This window comes from Corynebacterium sp. HMSC062A03, assembly GCF_001811145.1.
Lineage (GTDB): Bacteria > Actinomycetota > Actinomycetes > Mycobacteriales > Mycobacteriaceae > Corynebacterium > Corynebacterium aurimucosum.
Window position 1 is genome coordinate 1 of record NZ_KV803707.1, and the last position, 14759, is coordinate 14759.

15 protein-coding genes, 1 tRNA gene and 1 pseudogene are annotated in these 14759 nt (G+C 56.4%); 6 read left to right on the forward strand and 11 right to left on the reverse strand.

Going from position 1 to position 14759, the window contains the following annotated elements:
- Positions 1-306 precede the first annotated feature (306 nt).
- From HMPREF2781_RS11150 to HMPREF2781_RS11170, 5 genes are read left to right on the forward strand one after another with little or no spacing between them, the layout of a single operon-like run.
- The gene (locus HMPREF2781_RS11150; protein ID WP_049157735.1) at positions 307-1182 is read left to right on the forward strand and encodes an ABC transporter substrate-binding protein; all 876 of its coding nucleotides are present in this window, start codon (positions 307-309) and stop codon (positions 1180-1182) included.
- A 29-nt stretch (positions 1183-1211) separates the two neighbouring features.
- Complete coding sequence (locus HMPREF2781_RS11155; RefSeq protein ID WP_209168001.1) at positions 1212-2144, forward strand: FecCD family ABC transporter permease; 933 nt, start codon at positions 1212-1214, stop codon at positions 2142-2144.
- Positions 2134-3117: a FecCD family ABC transporter permease gene (locus HMPREF2781_RS11160; protein WP_046646996.1), complete on the forward strand. Its 984-nt coding sequence runs from the start codon at positions 2134-2136 to the stop codon at positions 3115-3117. The genes HMPREF2781_RS11155 and HMPREF2781_RS11160 overlap by 11 nt, the downstream gene beginning before the upstream one ends.
- A gap of 2 nt (positions 3118-3119) precedes the next feature.
- A complete protein-coding gene (locus tag HMPREF2781_RS11165) occupies positions 3120-3932 on the forward strand; it encodes an ABC transporter ATP-binding protein (RefSeq protein ID WP_046646995.1) in 813 nt (270 codons plus the stop codon).
- Positions 3933-3956: 24 nt separating this feature from the next.
- Positions 3957-4751 (forward strand): hypothetical protein, encoded by a 795-nt coding sequence (locus tag HMPREF2781_RS11170; RefSeq protein ID WP_046646994.1) that lies wholly within the window; start codon positions 3957-3959, stop codon positions 4749-4751.
- Between the two features lie 67 nt (positions 4752-4818).
- Here the strand turns inward: HMPREF2781_RS11170 and HMPREF2781_RS11175 are convergent, their stop codons facing one another.
- The 6 genes from HMPREF2781_RS11175 to HMPREF2781_RS11205 all read right to left on the reverse strand — a co-directional run bounded on the left by HMPREF2781_RS11175 (position 4819) and on the right by HMPREF2781_RS11205 (position 11721).
- Positions 4819-5100, reverse strand: coding sequence for a DUF1990 family protein (locus HMPREF2781_RS11175; protein ID WP_369815742.1), 282 nt, complete (start codon positions 5098-5100; stop codon positions 4819-4821).
- A 276-nt stretch (positions 5101-5376) separates the two neighbouring features.
- Complete coding sequence (locus HMPREF2781_RS11185) at positions 5377-7149, reverse strand: ABC transporter ATP-binding protein (protein ID WP_029158873.1); 1773 nt, start codon at positions 7147-7149, stop codon at positions 5377-5379.
- A complete protein-coding gene (locus HMPREF2781_RS11190) occupies positions 7142-8890 on the reverse strand; it encodes an ABC transporter ATP-binding protein (protein WP_049155198.1) in 1749 nt (582 codons plus the stop codon). The genes HMPREF2781_RS11185 and HMPREF2781_RS11190 overlap by 8 nt, the downstream gene beginning before the upstream one ends.
- A gap of 7 nt (positions 8891-8897) precedes the next feature.
- A complete protein-coding gene (locus tag HMPREF2781_RS11195) occupies positions 8898-10367 on the reverse strand; it encodes an ABC transporter ATP-binding protein (protein WP_070646042.1) in 1470 nt (489 codons plus the stop codon).
- The gene (locus HMPREF2781_RS11200) at positions 10364-11089 is read right to left on the reverse strand and encodes an energy-coupling factor transporter transmembrane component T family protein (protein ID WP_070646045.1); all 726 of its coding nucleotides are present in this window, start codon (positions 11087-11089) and stop codon (positions 10364-10366) included. The genes HMPREF2781_RS11195 and HMPREF2781_RS11200 overlap by 4 nt, the downstream gene beginning before the upstream one ends.
- Positions 11086-11721, reverse strand: coding sequence for an MptD family putative ECF transporter S component (locus tag HMPREF2781_RS11205; RefSeq protein ID WP_070646049.1), 636 nt, complete (start codon positions 11719-11721; stop codon positions 11086-11088). Before HMPREF2781_RS11205 ends, HMPREF2781_RS11200 begins: the two co-directional genes overlap by 4 nt.
- Before the next feature lie 140 nt (positions 11722-11861).
- Between HMPREF2781_RS11205 and HMPREF2781_RS12355 the strand changes: the two are divergent.
- Positions 11862-12110 (forward strand): annotated as a pseudogene (locus HMPREF2781_RS12355) (IS481 family transposase); the annotation flags it as partial.
- A gap of 53 nt (positions 12111-12163) precedes the next feature.
- Here HMPREF2781_RS12355 and HMPREF2781_RS11215 read toward each other — a convergent pair.
- The 5 genes from HMPREF2781_RS11215 to HMPREF2781_RS11235 form a co-directional block, all read right to left on the reverse strand.
- Positions 12164-12236: transfer RNA gene (locus HMPREF2781_RS11215), tRNA-Arg, on the reverse strand.
- A 70-nt stretch (positions 12237-12306) separates the two neighbouring features.
- Positions 12307-12594, reverse strand: coding sequence for a mycoredoxin (locus HMPREF2781_RS11220; RefSeq protein WP_070646054.1), 288 nt, complete (start codon positions 12592-12594; stop codon positions 12307-12309).
- Positions 12594-13139 (reverse strand): dihydrofolate reductase, encoded by a 546-nt coding sequence (locus HMPREF2781_RS11225; protein ID WP_070646057.1) that lies wholly within the window; start codon positions 13137-13139, stop codon positions 12594-12596. The genes HMPREF2781_RS11220 and HMPREF2781_RS11225 overlap by 1 nt, the downstream gene beginning before the upstream one ends.
- A complete protein-coding gene (locus tag HMPREF2781_RS11230) occupies positions 13139-13945 on the reverse strand; it encodes a thymidylate synthase (RefSeq protein WP_070646060.1) in 807 nt (268 codons plus the stop codon). Before HMPREF2781_RS11230 ends, HMPREF2781_RS11225 begins: the two co-directional genes overlap by 1 nt.
- A 35-nt stretch (positions 13946-13980) precedes the next feature.
- Positions 13981-14739, reverse strand: coding sequence for a 3'(2'),5'-bisphosphate nucleotidase CysQ (locus HMPREF2781_RS11235; protein WP_210386036.1), 759 nt, complete (start codon positions 14737-14739; stop codon positions 13981-13983).
- Positions 14740-14759: the final 20 nt, after the last annotated feature.

Consider the following 14759-nt stretch of genomic DNA (forward strand, 5'->3'; position numbering starts at 1 on the left):
TAGCTGAGGTAGGAACTAAACCCAGGACGCTTCAGCGTGGTCGATTCTTCGGCATCAAGCCACCACACCACCAGGGCCTACCACATCCAGGTAGAAACACCGGGGATTTACCGTCAAGGACAGCGATATACGGTCGTGAAGCCTATACTTTCAACAATCACACTGGACAGTGACTATAAATCACCGATCCCAGACACACTTTCTGACCCTTAACCCATTTTAGCGGACGTGCGGCAACATGGTCCGTATCGGGAACGTGGCAATCAGACCCTAGACATCAAACCCTTACCTAAGTAAGGTAAGGCTATGCAAAAGAAAGACTTCATGAATGTGCGTGCAGTTATCGCACTCGTAGCCACTCTAGCCCTAGGCGCAGGCCTTGTTGCGTGTTCTTCTGATTCTTCTTCTAAGGAAGGAAACGGAGAAAAGAAGATCGAGCGAGTTGTGGCGCTTGATTGGCGCTACGAGGAAATTCTCAAGGCCCTCGATGTGGACCCAGTGGGAATCGTGGAAATCGGTAAGTCGGAGGCACCGACCACTTTGAAAGGGCAGCTGGGTCAAGCGACCTCTGTGGGCCAGGCCAAGCAGCCGAATCTAGAGGTTATCCAGTCCTTGGAGCCGGATCTGATCCTGGCTAGCCCTACCCGTCAAGCCGATATCATGCCGCAGTTGGAAGAGATTGGGCAGACCGAATCCTACCCAGATGAGACTTACTTGGACGTGCTGGACTCGATGGATGAGATCGCGGCCAAGCTAGGTAAAGAGGAAAAGGCCAAAGAAGTCCGTCAGCGCATCGAGGACAAGATTGCTCATACCAAGGACGCGGTAAAGCCGGGGAGTCGTGCGGTCGTGGCTGGCTGGTCCAGTGAGATGCTCTATACCTGGGTCAACCCTTCCTTCCCCCAGTCGCTACTAAGTGAGGTGGGCTATGACTATGCCTTCGAAGGTGAGAAGTCATCCATCGAATCTAAGACTGATGTAGCGGAACTGACCGGCGATAAGCTCCCTGGTATGAAGGCTGACCTAGTCTTTATGTACAAGGACGTCGATGCGTTTAAAAAGACGCCCTATGCCAAGGGTAGCGGCGACATCGTAGAGGTGGACCAAGATATCTGGTCGCGCGCCCGCGGGCCGCTTTCCGCCGAGCATATGCTCGATGACATCATCGCCGCCGAAGAGTAGTGGCACCTCGAACTAAAACCAGCGCCTGCCTGGTCCTTGCAACCGCTGCCGTCGCCTTCGTGTGGTGGTGGCGGCTTCGCCATGTTCAGGTGCCAGCTGATACCCCGTGGCTGGAAGAAGAGCTGCATAGCGTGGCCTTTGACCGTCTCCTTGCCACCACGGTCGTCGGTATCGCATTAGGGGTAGGCGGGTTATTGCTGCGGACGGCAACTGCGAATCCGCTAGCCGATCCGTCCATCACTGGTGTGAACTCCGGTGCGGCACTCGGCGCAGTCGCAACAGCAATGTTTATAGGAAGCGAAACCTCGAGTGTTGACCAGTTGCCCGGTGCGCTGTTGGGTGCGGGGATTGCTGTGGGGGTGACGGTGGGCGTCGGTAAGAGCGGTGCGATCCAGCGCATGGTACTCGTTGGCGTTGCTGTTTCCGCGCTGTGTAGCGCATTGACCTCCATTTTCTTGGTAGTAGATGAAGCTCAACTGGCTACGGTGATGTCATGGCTTTCTGGTCGGCTTGCCGGTGTGCGCCTAAGCGGTATCATGCCGGCGCTGATTGCCGTGCTGGTCGTGGTTCCCTTGACCTTAGTCGGTGCAAAAACGCTGGACTTGCTCGTAGCAGGCGATGCCGTGGCTGGTGCTGTCGGCGCGAAGCCGGAGCGCATTCGGTTGGCAGCCATTGTGGCGGCGGTAGTGCTTATTGCTCCGGCCGTAGCTGCAACTGGGCCGATTGGCTTCTTGGGGTTGATGGCCGCGGCCGTAGCGTGGCGGGTGTGCGGCTCACACCACCGCATGGGGCTGTGCGTGGCTGGAATTGTTGGAGCAGCGGTGCTTTTGGTGGCCGATTCGGTTGGCCAGGCAATCTGGGCGCCAGCCGAGACCCCAGTGGGCATCGTGACTTCTTTGGCTGGCATGCCATTAGTGTTGTGGGCCGTCCATGCGCTGGGGAGGAGGAAGCATGCGGCATAAGAGATTTGTTGGGGTGCTAGTAGGACTCATCCTGGCGTTGGCGTTGAGCGCAATCATCGGCATGGGCGTCGGTGCGGTGATGAAACCGCCGGGCGAGGTGATCACCGCCTTCGTTACCGGAGAGCCGCTCATCTGGAAGTACCGCGCCCCGCGGATCTTGGTGGGAATCTGCGCTGGTATTGCCATGGCCGTCTCTGGCTGTCTATTGCAGTCCGCGCTACGCAATCCTTTGGCCGCACCAGATACGGTGGGTATTACCTCCGGCGGCGGACTCGCGGCCGTTGCGGTACTCATGGGATCAGGCGCCCTGCCGGCCCACCTGCTGACTTTCATAGCCTTTATTGGAGCGTTGGCTGGAACTGGGCTGGTTCTTCTCCTCGCCGGGCGCGGGGCAAGTGATCCGGTGCGCCTGCCGCTTACCGGGGTGGCGGTATCTTTTGGGCTGGGCGCCATCACCGAATTGCTCCTGGTGCGGGCTGCCCCAGAGGCAGGAGCGGCCATGACATGGTTGAAAGGTTCGCTTTACGCCCGCTCGCTTGGCGATGCCACCATTGTCGCCCCCTTTATCCTTCTCGCCCTAACCGTCGCGATGGTGGTGGCAAAACACCTGGATATGCTCGCGCTGGATGATTCCACCATGGCCGGCATCGGCGTGAGCACCAAGATATGGCGCCTAATAGCAGTAGCCTTAGCCGTCATCCTCGGTGCCGCGGGAGTCGCCGCGGCCGGGGTCTTGGGCTTCGCCGGACTCATCGTCCCCCATGCTGCTCGCTTGGTTGTTGGCGCGAACCTGCGCTGGCAAATACCCGTGGCAGCCCTAGGCGGCGCGGTCCTTGTGACCGCATGCGATACGCTCGGTCGCTGGGCCTTCGCCCCCACGGAAATCCCCGTTGGCGCGCTCATCGCGCTGATCGGTGCACCGTATTTCATTTTCCTATTGACTCGACTGACCCGAGTGCGAAACGGAGGCTAGACATGACACTGACGTGCAGCGGATTAACCGTGGGCTACGGTGGACCCGATGTGGTCAAGGACGTAAATCTTCACTTATCCAGCGGTCAAGTAACCGCTCTGATCGGGCCGAATGGCTGCGGCAAGTCGACGCTTCTCAAGACATTGGGCCGCCAACTTACGCCCAGCGCAGGTGCGGTGTACCTCTCGGACCAAAATATCAGCAAGTATTCCTCGCGTGCCTTTGCCCGTGAAGTTTCTTTTCTGCCACAACATCCCGTGGCTCCGGAAGGGGTATTAGTGCGTGACGTCATCGGTTACGGCCGCTATCCCTATACAGGGGCGCTAGCGACGATGCGGGCCGGAGATCATGCAGCGGTTGAGCGTGCTGCCTCGCGTGCTGGGGTGAGCGAGCTTCTCGACGCCCCCGCGGCAGACCTTTCCGGTGGTCAGCGCCAGCGCGTCTTCCTCGCTATGACTTTGGCCCAAGAAACGCCAATTACCTTGCTTGACGAGCCGACTACTTACCTCGACCCCGCGCACCAATTGTCCATTTTGGATCTGATTCGAGATCTCAATGGCGCCGGGGTCACAGTGGTCATGGTGGTCCACGATATGGTCCATGCCGCGCGTTACGCCGATAGAATCGTAGCCATGCGTGAGGGACGCATTGTGGCCGAAGGGGCCACCGAGGAGGTGATGACCGCTGAACTCGTACGCGAAACCTTCCATGTTGAGTGTTTAGAGATGACTGATCCCTCCACCGGTCGACGCTTTCCCATACCCATTTCCGTGCACGCTCCTGAATTTTCTGGAACCCTAGAAGGAAGAAGATAAATCTATTTAAAGGAGTACGTAGCAATGGCAAACGAACTAGGCCACGAAGTTGACCTGGATCGCAACGAATACAAGTACCTGGCATCTGAGGACACTGTGTCTTCGGCAGCTAACTCTGGCACCTCCGCTCGGTCCGGCGCGGCTGCAGCAGGTGCAGGGGTTGCAGCGGCAGGCGCCGCGGGCACAGCCGGCCTATCTACCGCCAGCAAGTACGAGCCGCAGAATCACGTCGTTGCTGGCGCCGACGAAGAGCATGTAGGCTCTGCCTCCGAGCAGCCGGACCTGCAGGAGAAGCTGGATGAGAACAACGCTGACTACGCGCCGAGCCAGCACATCGTAGGTGAGGCGCAGGAAGAGCACATTGGTTCCGCCCCGCAGCAGCCGGACCTGCAGGAGAAGCTGGACGAGGAGAACTCGGACTATGCGCCGAGCCAGCACATCGTAGGCGGCGCGCAGGAAGAGCACATTGGTTCCGCCCCGCAGCAACCGGACCTGCAGGAGAAGCTGGACGAGGGTAACTCTGACTACGCCCCGAGCCAGCACATCGTAGGCGAAGCAAACGAAGAGCGTGTTGCTACTGCGCCGAACCAGGACAACGTCAACGGTCAGCAGTCCTCTGAGCGCCTGGATCAGCTAAAGGACAAGGCATCCGAGGCTGGTAGCGCCGTCGGCGATGCGTTCCAGCGCGCTAAGGGCTTCGTGGAGGACAAGGCACACGAGTACCAAGAGGAGTCCACGAAGAAGGGTGGCTTCTTTGACCGCGTCAAGGGCGCTGTCCGTGATGCTCGCGAGTCCATCGAAGACAAGCGCAAGAACTAACCAGCGCTGATACTAAGCCGCTTTCCCAGGGCTCGGGGAGGCGGCTTTTGTCGTATGCGCAATCCTGCTAATCGTCTAAGGCGTGAAGGTAGAGTTGGCTAATCAGCAGGCGCCTTGGCACGTCCACAAGTGGGCGCAGGGAGGGGAGGAAGGGCTCTGAGGCGGCGTCGATAAGCAGCAGTGTGCGGCCATCGCGCAGGCGCTCCAGAGCGAAGGTCTCCTCGCCGCGCTCAAGGTGTCCGGGAAGGGTGCCGTAGGTGAACCCGCAGCGGCCGTCCTTGTGGAATACATCGACCACGCGGCAGCGAAAATCCCATGGGCCAAAGCCACGTTTCGCGGCGGCCTCTATTTGTTAGAAAGGTCGCTTGACTGATTCGGCTTCACAGTGCTTCGTGGGCCCGAAATCGCTAGGGCAGCATGTGCTTGCCCGTGCGCAAGGAACTGAAGATTAAGGAGAACCATCATGAACAACAAACTGGCGAAGGCATGGCCAACGCCGCGCAGTGGTCGCTCGTAGCCGCTACCGCATTCTTCGCTCTGAGCTTTGTCGGTGCACTTAGGGTGCTCCGTGCTGCGGGGGGGGAGAAGGGTGCCCCCGCAAACAACGCCGATCTCGGTGCCCGCGTTAATCGCGTCCCGAACTGATTTTCCACCCGCGTGCTGCTTTGCGTTGCTGCCAGAAGTGACGGTAGATACCGGGGACATCGGAAAGCTCAGAATGCGTGCCCAGCTGGCTGACTTGCCCGTGTTCATCCAAGACTACGATTTGATCAGCAGATTTGATTGTATCCAGCTTATGGGCGATGACAATAAAAGTAGATTGCTCCCGTAGCTCGTCCATCGCAGCAAGAATGTTTGCCTCATTTTCTGCATCGAGCGCGGAGGTAGCCTCATCAAAGAGTACAATCGGCGCTTGCTTGAGAAGCGCGCGAGCTACAGATACGCGCTGGCGTTCACCACCGGATAGAAGCCGACCGCCTTCACCAACAGGAGTATGCCACCCTAGGCGGTTGGCAATAGAAGTCACGCCTGAAAGATCAGCTGCGCGGAAGACTTCCTCATCGGAGGCGTCGGGACGACCAACGCGGATATTAGCGATTAACGAGTCGTCGAAGAGGTAGACATCCTGAAAAACCATGGACAGTCTGGACATTAACTGTTCGGTTCCAAGCTCGCGGATATCTACGCCGTCAACCATCACCGCCCCGGAATCTACATCCCAGAATCGCGAAATAAGGCGCGCAATTGTGGTCTTTCCGGAGCCAGAAGGACCGACAATGGCGGTAACGGTGCCTGGTCGAGCATGGAAAGCGATATCTACCAATACTGGTTTATCGCCGTATCCAAACGTGACATTACGCAGCTCTACACTTCCCGAACCATCGCCTGGGCGCGGAGTAGTGGGTTCCGGTAGGGAAGGGGCATCGGTGATGAGCTCAGTTTCTGTGAGCGCGATACGGCCGGCATCTAAACCGACGAAAGAAGAACCCAGCTGCTCAAGCGTGCGGGTAAACCTCAAGCTGATTCCGATGATCGCAATTGTTTCTAGTGGCGATAGGGCGCCTTCAACGGCAAGATCCGCGGAGACCATAATGAGAGCCACAATGAAGATCTGCACTACTATGCCGTTGAGTAGCAAAGCTAATGTGGATACCCATAGCTCGCGTATTCGTGCTTTATGGTCGATTTCTAGCGCTTGCTCTAGTGGCGCAAAAACTTGTGATTGTCCTGCCGCGCGCAGGGCTGGTTGACGGTTAGCAAATTCTACGATGCGCTGGGAGAGCTCTTTACTCGGCCCCAGTGCGCGGTTCGATGCTTTCTCACGAATCCATGCAGCCAACTGCATCACCACGAGCGCCAATGGTGCGATGATAAGAAGGACCAAGCCCAGCTTCGGGTTCCAGAAACACGCTCCTACTAACAAGGTGACAAGTGCCGCGCTATCGCGGTATATCGTTCCTTGAATATGCGCAATGGTCTCGGCCGCCACCATAAAGCGATCTGAAACGAGGCGAGATAGGCCGCCGGTATTAGCCGGTACGAACCAGCCGAGCGGTAGCGTTGCTAATTTATCGCCCACAGTCGTGTGCGCGGCTCGGATGAAATCCAAGGCCGTGTGGTAAGAGGCCATGGTTGCGAAAAATCGTAGCGCAAAAGCTACGAGCGCAATTGCCAAAAGCGTCCACATCCATGGTGCGATCGTCGTATCCCCATCGAGTGCCTTTGTAAGTGGCACGAGCGTGAGAACGGCGAGGCCATCAAGCACGCCAACGATAAGCGATAGACAAGCATACCTTTTATTGAGCTTATGGCCTACAGGACTTTGCAGCTTTTTGACACTGCGAGTGAGTAGCGGATCACGAAGACGCGAACTAACAGGCGTAGTGGCATTAGACATGAGAATTATCCTTCATAGGCTTGAGGCAGATTATTTGGTCTGCTCCTTGGATGGACTCCGGCTTGTGGGCGATGACTAAGACGGTCTTGCCTCTGACGAGTGTGGCTAGAGCTGCTTGAATTTCTGCTTCGCAGTCAGGATCAGTTGCCGCAGTAGCTTCATCCAGGATCAAGATTGGGGCATTGGTAATGATTGCCCGGGCAATAGAAATGCGTTGCTGTTGTCCACCGGATAAAGAGGTGTCCTCACCAACAACGGTGTCGAGCCCAGCCGGTAAAGCGCGAATATCAGCAGCTATGTGCGCAGCCTCTGCGGCTTGCCAGATCTCTTCATCGCGGGCTTCTGGGCGTGCAAGGCGAATGTTTTCCCGAATACTCATACGCAGTAAGTGAGGATCTTGTAAGACGAAAGCCACAGTGCGGTACAAACTGTCGAAAGTGAGATCACGGATATCCACGTTGTTGATAGTGATTGTGCCCGAATCTGGATCCTGGAAACGCGCCAACATCGTTGCTGCTGTGGATTTGCCAGACCCGGAGGGGCCAATCAATGCCGTGACAGTGCCTGCATTTAGTTGCGCAGAAAAGTCTTGGAGGACTGGTGTGTCTGGGGCGTAGCTAAAGCTGACCTTATGGAACTCCACCTCCATGTCTTGACTATTGGCGTCGAGGCTCTTTTGGCCTTCTTTCACATGGGAAATTGTCATGACTTCATCAAGGCGCAACGCCGCATTGCCAGCGAGCTGGTAAGACCACATCATTTGGCCGACGGTTTGAATCGTGCCCGGGAGCACCAGCGCAATTAACGTTGTTGCGATGACTTCAGCGACCGTGACATAGCCACCAGCTATCAGCAGGGAACCGACTCCTAGATTGATAAGGATGAGGACAGGAACCGCCACCACAGACTCTGAGATTGCGGAAACACGCAGAAGCGGACGTACCCACTCGTAATAGAATTCCGCGAATTTTTGGGCAGCTTCGCTATATCGAGCGTGGGCTTTGCCAACGGTGCCGAAAGCCTTGACGACGGAAATACCTTCGGAGAACTCCACCGCAGTCGCAGAGACCTCACCCAGATAATTATCCATTTCCGCAGTTTTTGTGCCCATATCTTTCATTGAATATGCTTGGATTGCTAGGAAAATGGGCACAGTGGCAATAGAAAGTAGACCAAGGCGCCAATCCAAGATAAAGGCATAAACCAGAAGCGCGAGGGGCGTAAAGATCGCGGCGACCTTCTCTACAGGAGCATGGGCTGTCAGGGTGTGCAGAGTTAACGTATCGTCCTCGACGGCTTTGCGGACTTTGCCGGAATTAGTCTGGCTAAACCACGAGAGTGGTGCTTTCGCAATAGCGGTAATAATTCGGCGCCGGTTAATCCCCACCAGCTTTGCATCAGCGAAGTGGGTGATTGCAAGGGCAAGGAAATAGAAGAATAGCTGGCCCAAAAATGCAGCAAGTAGCCATTTCACAATGGACGCGACGTCATCAGTATTGCCGTCGATTAGAGCATTTCCCAGTGCCACCAACGCGACGTAGGGTGCTACGGCGAGTACCGAGGATATAAGCGCGAGAAACTGTGCGAAGTAGATGGTTGTTTGCACTGGGGCCAGTAGTTTTTTTAGAGCGACCTGGCCGGCTTTTAGTTTTGCGCGAGCCTCTTCTTCCGGTGACGCACCGTGTGATTCTGGTGCGTGGGTTCCGCTTGATTCTGTGGAACTTTGTTTTAGTTCAGACATTTCTTTCTCAATTCTTGTTGATGTCAGTCATCTCGATGATTCTGGTGACTGATTCTTGGATGAATTCGTGGTCATGGGTGATGACGATGACCACTGCTCCGCTTGCTGCAAGAGATCGAAGTAGCGCAGAGATGGATTGCAGTTGGCGCCAGCCCACGCCAGAGGTAGGTTCATCGAAGATGTAGATCGCTGCTTGCTCGGCTTGGGCTGAAGCTATGGCTAAGCGTTGCCGTTGCCCACCGGACAGAGACTGCGGATGCCGTTGGGCCATTCCTGCCAGATCGAGGCGATGGAGAATCTCATTGACATCGATGTGGTCCCGCTTCTTCTTTGCCAGTCCGAGCGTGACTTCTTCTTCGGTGGTGGCTGCGAATAATTGGCGGCCAACATCTTGCATCACCATGTACGCGGCACGTCTGCGGGCAGCCGCTCCTACTCGTTTGCTGTTCAAACGGAGACTACCGCCGCGTTTGGGAGAAGCAAGACCACAAATGATCCTGGCGAGGGTGGTTTTTCCAGCGCCGTTGGGCCCGATTAAGGCGGTGACTTCGCCGCTGGGGAAAAATGCGTGGTCAATGTTTAATACCTCATGTGCGCCATAAGAAAAACAGATGTTGCTTAGCTCGAGTCCGCTCCGCTGGGGATCGGCGTTTTCGAGCGTGGGTGGTACCGGCACGCTCGCGGGCAGGGGAACGTGGTGTAAGCTGCGTAGCCCCAATTGTTTGCGTTCGGGTTCGTCTAAGGCATAAAACTCCTGAGCGTGGAAACTCCGCGTTATTTTTCCCTGAGTCAAGTAAATAACTTGGTCAGCGATATCTTTTAAGAAAAAGAGGCGGTGATCAGCGATAATGATCGTTGTGCCTAATTCCTTCAAGCGGTGTAGCGTGCGTGCAAGAATATCGATGCTTTCCATGGAGAGATTGGACGTGGGTTCATCGAGAAGCACGAGACTGCCCGGGGACACAAGCGCGCATGCGCATGCCACGTTTTGTAACTGTCCACCGGATAATTCTTTGAATCGCCGGCCCCGAAGATCGTTAATGCCTAGTAGCTCGACCGCTGATTGAATCCTCGACTCAATTTCTGTGGGATCCACACCAAGGTTTTCTAGCCCGAAGGCCAATTCTGCATTGACGCTTTCAGTGAAAAATTGTGTCCTTGGATTCTGGAATACTGAGGCGCTGAACTCGATGGCTCGGGACAGCGGTTCTTCCGCAGGGTTAAAAGCCTGGTCATCCTTTATAATAGTGATGGCGCCTAGTAGCTCTCCTGGATTGAAATGGGGGATGAGTCCGTTGATCAACTTGAGTACCGTGGACTTTCCCGATCCGGAATCACCGGTAATCAGTAGACACTGTCCTGGAGAGACAGAAAAAGACACATCAGATACACCTTGAATGCCTGGCCGAGCGCCCAATGGATATGTAAAAGAAGCGTTGTGGGCGTTTACACTGGTTGCGATACTGCGTTCGTTCATAAGTGGACCTCCGTGGGGAGCCAGACAGAGGCAACAATGAGGCCCAACCCAGCTAGTGCAGTTGCATCGACAAGCTTGAAGGAAAGATCGGCGGTGGTGGTTGGGCGTGTGGGGCCTCCCAATCCGCGGACAAGAGCAGAGGCAGCGAGCTCATCACCAGCGCGGACGACGGCGCCTAATAGGGGGATGATCAGCATCGTGGACGATTGTGTGGGCTGTGTGATCCAGCTTTTTACTCCAGGCTGGAGACCCCGAAGGACCATGGCATCGCGGATCGCTTTGGCTTCTGCCACGATTATCGGCAAAACGCGCAGGAAAACCGCCGGTGGAATGGTGGCCCAGCCTGGTAAACGCAGGTCCCGCAGTGCTGAGGTCAACGTGGATGGTGTGAGAGTGAGCAAGCCGAATGCGCCGATGGACATGCTGATGACAAAACGGCTTAGCCACGAAAAAATTGCCGCTGAAAAAGCGAAAAATGTGGAGCCAGGAAGCTGTAATAGGCCCCAATACCCTAGATAGGATAATGCAAAAGCGAACAGGCAAATAAGACCATAGTGTGGCTTTACTGTAGCTAGTGCGATGGAGCTGAAGGCGATAGAAATCAGCAGTGTCGGTAGGTGGCCGTGGCTGAGAGCTACCGCATTGATTACTAGAACAGAAAGCAGCACGGTTCGTGGATCGATCGAAGATCGACGAAGCACGCCCTGTTTTTGCAGGCTCACAGGAGACCAGCGCTTTCAAAGTGTTTGCGGCTGACGCGAACTCCGACCTTTCCTCCGATAAAGCCGACGATGAGCGCACAAATGGCCAGTACTCCAATGGTCCATGGCTGGAAGATATCCGACATAGCATCGGCGTATTCTTGACCCATTTGGTCTGCGATATCGACGTAGTATGAGTCCGTATCCAGAATTAGCGGGATAAAAGGCAAAGAAATCCAGACACAGAAGATGCCGTAGGCAATAGGGAAGGACTTGGCAATACTGAGGTGGCTTTTTGTAATAATCAAATCTGCGATAAACCCAAGAATTATGCTTCCCAGCAAGGTCCAGAAGTAGTGTCCGGTGAGCATGAATGCTAATCCGTTAATACCACCGACGAGGGTGAAAGCACCCATTTTGGACGTGCGGACGGCATAAAGCGCTAGCACGATTCCGTTTGCGATTGCCGCGATAAACCATCCAATAAACATGAATTGTGGTCCTGCGAATCCAATCATTCCGCTTATAAAGGTGATTACAAAGTAAAGTGCAGCAAAGATGCCAGCGTTGATGAGATCTCTGGTGTTTAAACGTGTCGTCGACCCACTGGATGAGCTTGTACTCCGTGCGGGCGTAGAGGACTGTTTGGTCATAGTAAACCTCGATTCATGAAAATCAGGCAAGGTAAGGCTTGCCTAATACATATAATACTGTTTATAAACTATTTCTAGTTTTGATCTGAAGGTTCACCCTTAATGGGGGTGAATGCAGATAAGCGGACATCAAACCAGAGCACGACTGCCGACTACGCACCGGCCAAGTAGGCACGAACGGCAAGACAACCCTGCGATGGGGCGACAAACTACGCCGTCTCTACATCGGACGCCGATGGGGCGGAGAACCCATCATGGTCTGCGTCAACAACCACGTCGACATCAAAATAACCGCCACCGGGGCACAAATCGCCGCCTACACACTCACCGAAGAAAAGATCTATTACAACAAGAAAGACAACGAACTCAACCCCCAACGGGGCAACTAAAAACTAAAAATCTCGAGACACCGACCGGAACGATGTCTCGAGACTTCACAGTGTGCCCCAGAGAAGATTCGAACTTCCGACACCGGCTTTAGGAGAGCCGTGCTCTATCCCCTGAGCTACTGGGGCGGGGTGCGTTGCGCACCTAGGTAAGACTAGCAGCACCGCGCGGTGTGGCGGTAAATGTGTCGCCTTGGGTTTACTCGCCGACCAGCTCCGCGTACTTGGCGCGGACCTCGCTGGCGGAAGGGTTGGTGACGTGGGTGCCGTCGGAGTAGAGGACGGTCGGAACGATGCGGTTGCCGTCGTTGACGGACTCGATCCACGCATTGATGTCTTCGGTGCCGTCGGCTTCGACGTCGACGAGCTCGTATGGGGTTTCGGTGCGATCCAGGTTTTTGATCAGCTTTGCACAGAACGGGCACCAATCAGCGAAGAAGATGGTGACGTGCTCAGTGGTTTCGGGAGTGGCAACGTTGGTGCTCATTATGCAGCAGCCTTTCTGTCGTAGGTGAGGAATCGGTATTTCATCGGCAGCTCGCTGGGCGGCTGGCCTGGGATGGTGAGGTGACCGGATGCGGAGGTGAGCCAGTCGCTATCGGCAGACAAGCTGAACTCATCCGGCACTTTCGGGGCCAGGACGGCATCTGCTTCGTAGGCATCGCCCACTTGCACACCCATGAGGGTGAGCTCGATTGTATCCACGCGGTCGAGGGCGGAGTTATAAAGCTGGCCACCGCCGATGATCCAGGCGTCGCCGAGCGCGGTTTCGAGTGCGGCGTCGATGTTGCCCACTACGGTCGCACCTTCGGACCACTCGCCAGGTTCGCGGCGGGACAAAATGATGTTCTCTCGACCGGGTAGCGGGCGGAACTTGGGGTTGAGGGATTCCCACGTCTTGCGGCCCATGATGACGGGCTCGCCCAGGGTGACTTCCTTGAAGTGCTTGAGGTCCTCCGGCACGTGCCAGGGCATGACCACGCCGTCACCAATGACACCGTCGAGGGACTGGGCCCAGATTGCGCCCAGCATTAGACGGATACCTGTGCCTTGATGGTGGGGTGGGGGTCGTAGCCGATGACCTCAAAATCATCGAAGTCATAGTCAAAGAGGCTCTCAGCCTTGTGGAGCTTGAGCTGTGGGTACTCGCGGGGCTCACGAGAGAGTTGCTCTTTGACCTGCTCGATGTGGTCGTTGTAGATGTGGCAATCCCCACCGGTCCAGATGAGCTCGCCCACCTCAAGGCCTGCTTGCTGCGCAAACATGTGAGTCAGCGCGGCGTAGGAGGCCAAGTTGAAGGGAACCCCGAGGAACATGTCCGCCGAGCGCTGGTAGACCTGCATGGACAGCTTGCCGTCAGCGACATAAAGCTGGAAAAGCAAGTGGCAGGGCATGAGCGCCATCTTGTCCAACTCAGAAACGTTCCACGCGGAGACCAAGTTGCGGCGCGAATCCGGATTGTTCTTGAGCGTATCCAGCGCGACCTGAATCTGATCGATGTGCTGGCCATCCGGCGTGGGCCAGGAGCGCCATTGCACGCCATAGACGGGGCCCAGCTCACCGTCCTCATCGGCCCACTCGTTCCAGATACGGACCTTGTTTTCCTGGAGCCACTTCACGTTGGACTCGCCGCGCAGGAACCACAGCAGCTCACCAATCACGCCGTGGAAGTAGACCTTCTTGGTGGTCAGCAGGGGAAAAGACTCCGCCAGGTTATAGCGAAGCTGGGCACCGAACAGGGAGAGGGTGCCGGTGCCAGTGCGGTCGCCTTTGGGAGCGCCTTCTTCCAGGACGCGGCGCAGGAGGTCCTCGTACGGAGTCTCAATCATGGTCGCCATGATAGCACTCTTGCGCCCGTGCCACGCGCGTGGGGTTAGTACCCGCCGTTGGCCTCAGCGTAGGCGGTGGCGTGCTCCAGAATCTCGTCTGCCAACTCCGGGCGGCAGATCAAAAGATCCGGGATGAAGGTGTCCTCATTGTTGAATTTGATGGGGGAGCCATCCAGTCGTGAACAGTGCAGACCCGCCGCCAGAGCCACGCCCACCGGGGCGGCCTGGTCCCACTCGTACTGGCCACCGGCGTGGATGTAGCCGTCATAGTCACCGAGCAGCACGTGGATCGCCTTCGCACCTGCGGAGCCTACGCCGACGGTCTCAAAGCCCATCTTCTCCGCGACGTAATCCGCCACCTTCGGCGGACGGTTGCGGGAAACCACAAACTTCTTCGACAGCGGGCCGGTCACCGCGCGCACGTCGGAGGACTTAAAGGTCACACCCATGTCCGGCATGCCGACGGCCGCGTGGATGGGGGTGCCGTTTTCCACCAGCGCGATGTGGACGGCCCAGTCCTGGCGGCCGGTAGCGAACTCCTTCGTGCCGTCGAGCGGGTCAATGATCCACACGCGGTCCTTCTTCAAACGGCTCAAGTCATCGGCAGCCTCTTCCGACAGGACGCCGTCCTTGGGACGGTGCTGCTCAAGGACGCGGGAGATCCACTCCTGAGCGGCCTCATCGCCGGCATCACCCAGCGCCAAGCCGCGCAGCAGGCCACCGTTGCGCACGCCTTTGAGGATTTCGCCGCAGCCATCGGCGAGGGAGTTGGTTAGACGGGAATCAGAAATCTCAACGGTCATAGTGACCAGATTAGCGCGCG

Coding starts and splice junctions, on each gene's coding strand:
- HMPREF2781_RS11150 (WP_049157735.1), top strand. CDS start 307: ATGCAAAAGAAAGACTTCATGAATGTGCGTGCAGTTATCGCACTCGTA.
- HMPREF2781_RS11160 (WP_046646996.1), top strand. CDS start 2,134: ATGCGGCATAAGAGATTTGTTGGGGTGCTAGTAGGACTCATCCTGGCG.
- HMPREF2781_RS11165 (WP_046646995.1), top strand. CDS start 3,120: ATGACACTGACGTGCAGCGGATTAACCGTGGGCTACGGTGGACCCGAT.
- HMPREF2781_RS11170 (WP_046646994.1), top strand. CDS start 3,957: ATGGCAAACGAACTAGGCCACGAAGTTGACCTGGATCGCAACGAATAC.
- HMPREF2781_RS11185 (WP_029158873.1), bottom strand. CDS start 7,149: ATGTCTAATGCCACTACGCCTGTTAGTTCGCGTCTTCGTGATCCGCTA.
- HMPREF2781_RS11190 (WP_049155198.1), bottom strand. CDS start 8,890: ATGTCTGAACTAAAACAAAGTTCCACAGAATCAAGCGGAACCCACGCA.
- HMPREF2781_RS11195 (WP_070646042.1), bottom strand. CDS start 10,367: ATGAACGAACGCAGTATCGCAACCAGTGTAAACGCCCACAACGCTTCT.
- HMPREF2781_RS11205 (WP_070646049.1), bottom strand. CDS start 11,721: ATGACCAAACAGTCCTCTACGCCCGCACGGAGTACAAGCTCATCCAGT.
- HMPREF2781_RS11220 (WP_070646054.1), bottom strand. CDS start 12,594: ATGAGCACCAACGTTGCCACTCCCGAAACCACTGAGCACGTCACCATC.
- HMPREF2781_RS11225 (WP_070646057.1), bottom strand. CDS start 13,139: ATGCTGGGCGCAATCTGGGCCCAGTCCCTCGACGGTGTCATTGGTGAC.
- HMPREF2781_RS11230 (WP_070646060.1), bottom strand. CDS start 13,945: ATGGCGACCATGATTGAGACTCCGTACGAGGACCTCCTGCGCCGCGTC.
- HMPREF2781_RS11235 (WP_210386036.1), bottom strand. CDS start 14,739: ATGACCGTTGAGATTTCTGATTCCCGTCTAACCAACTCCCTCGCCGAT.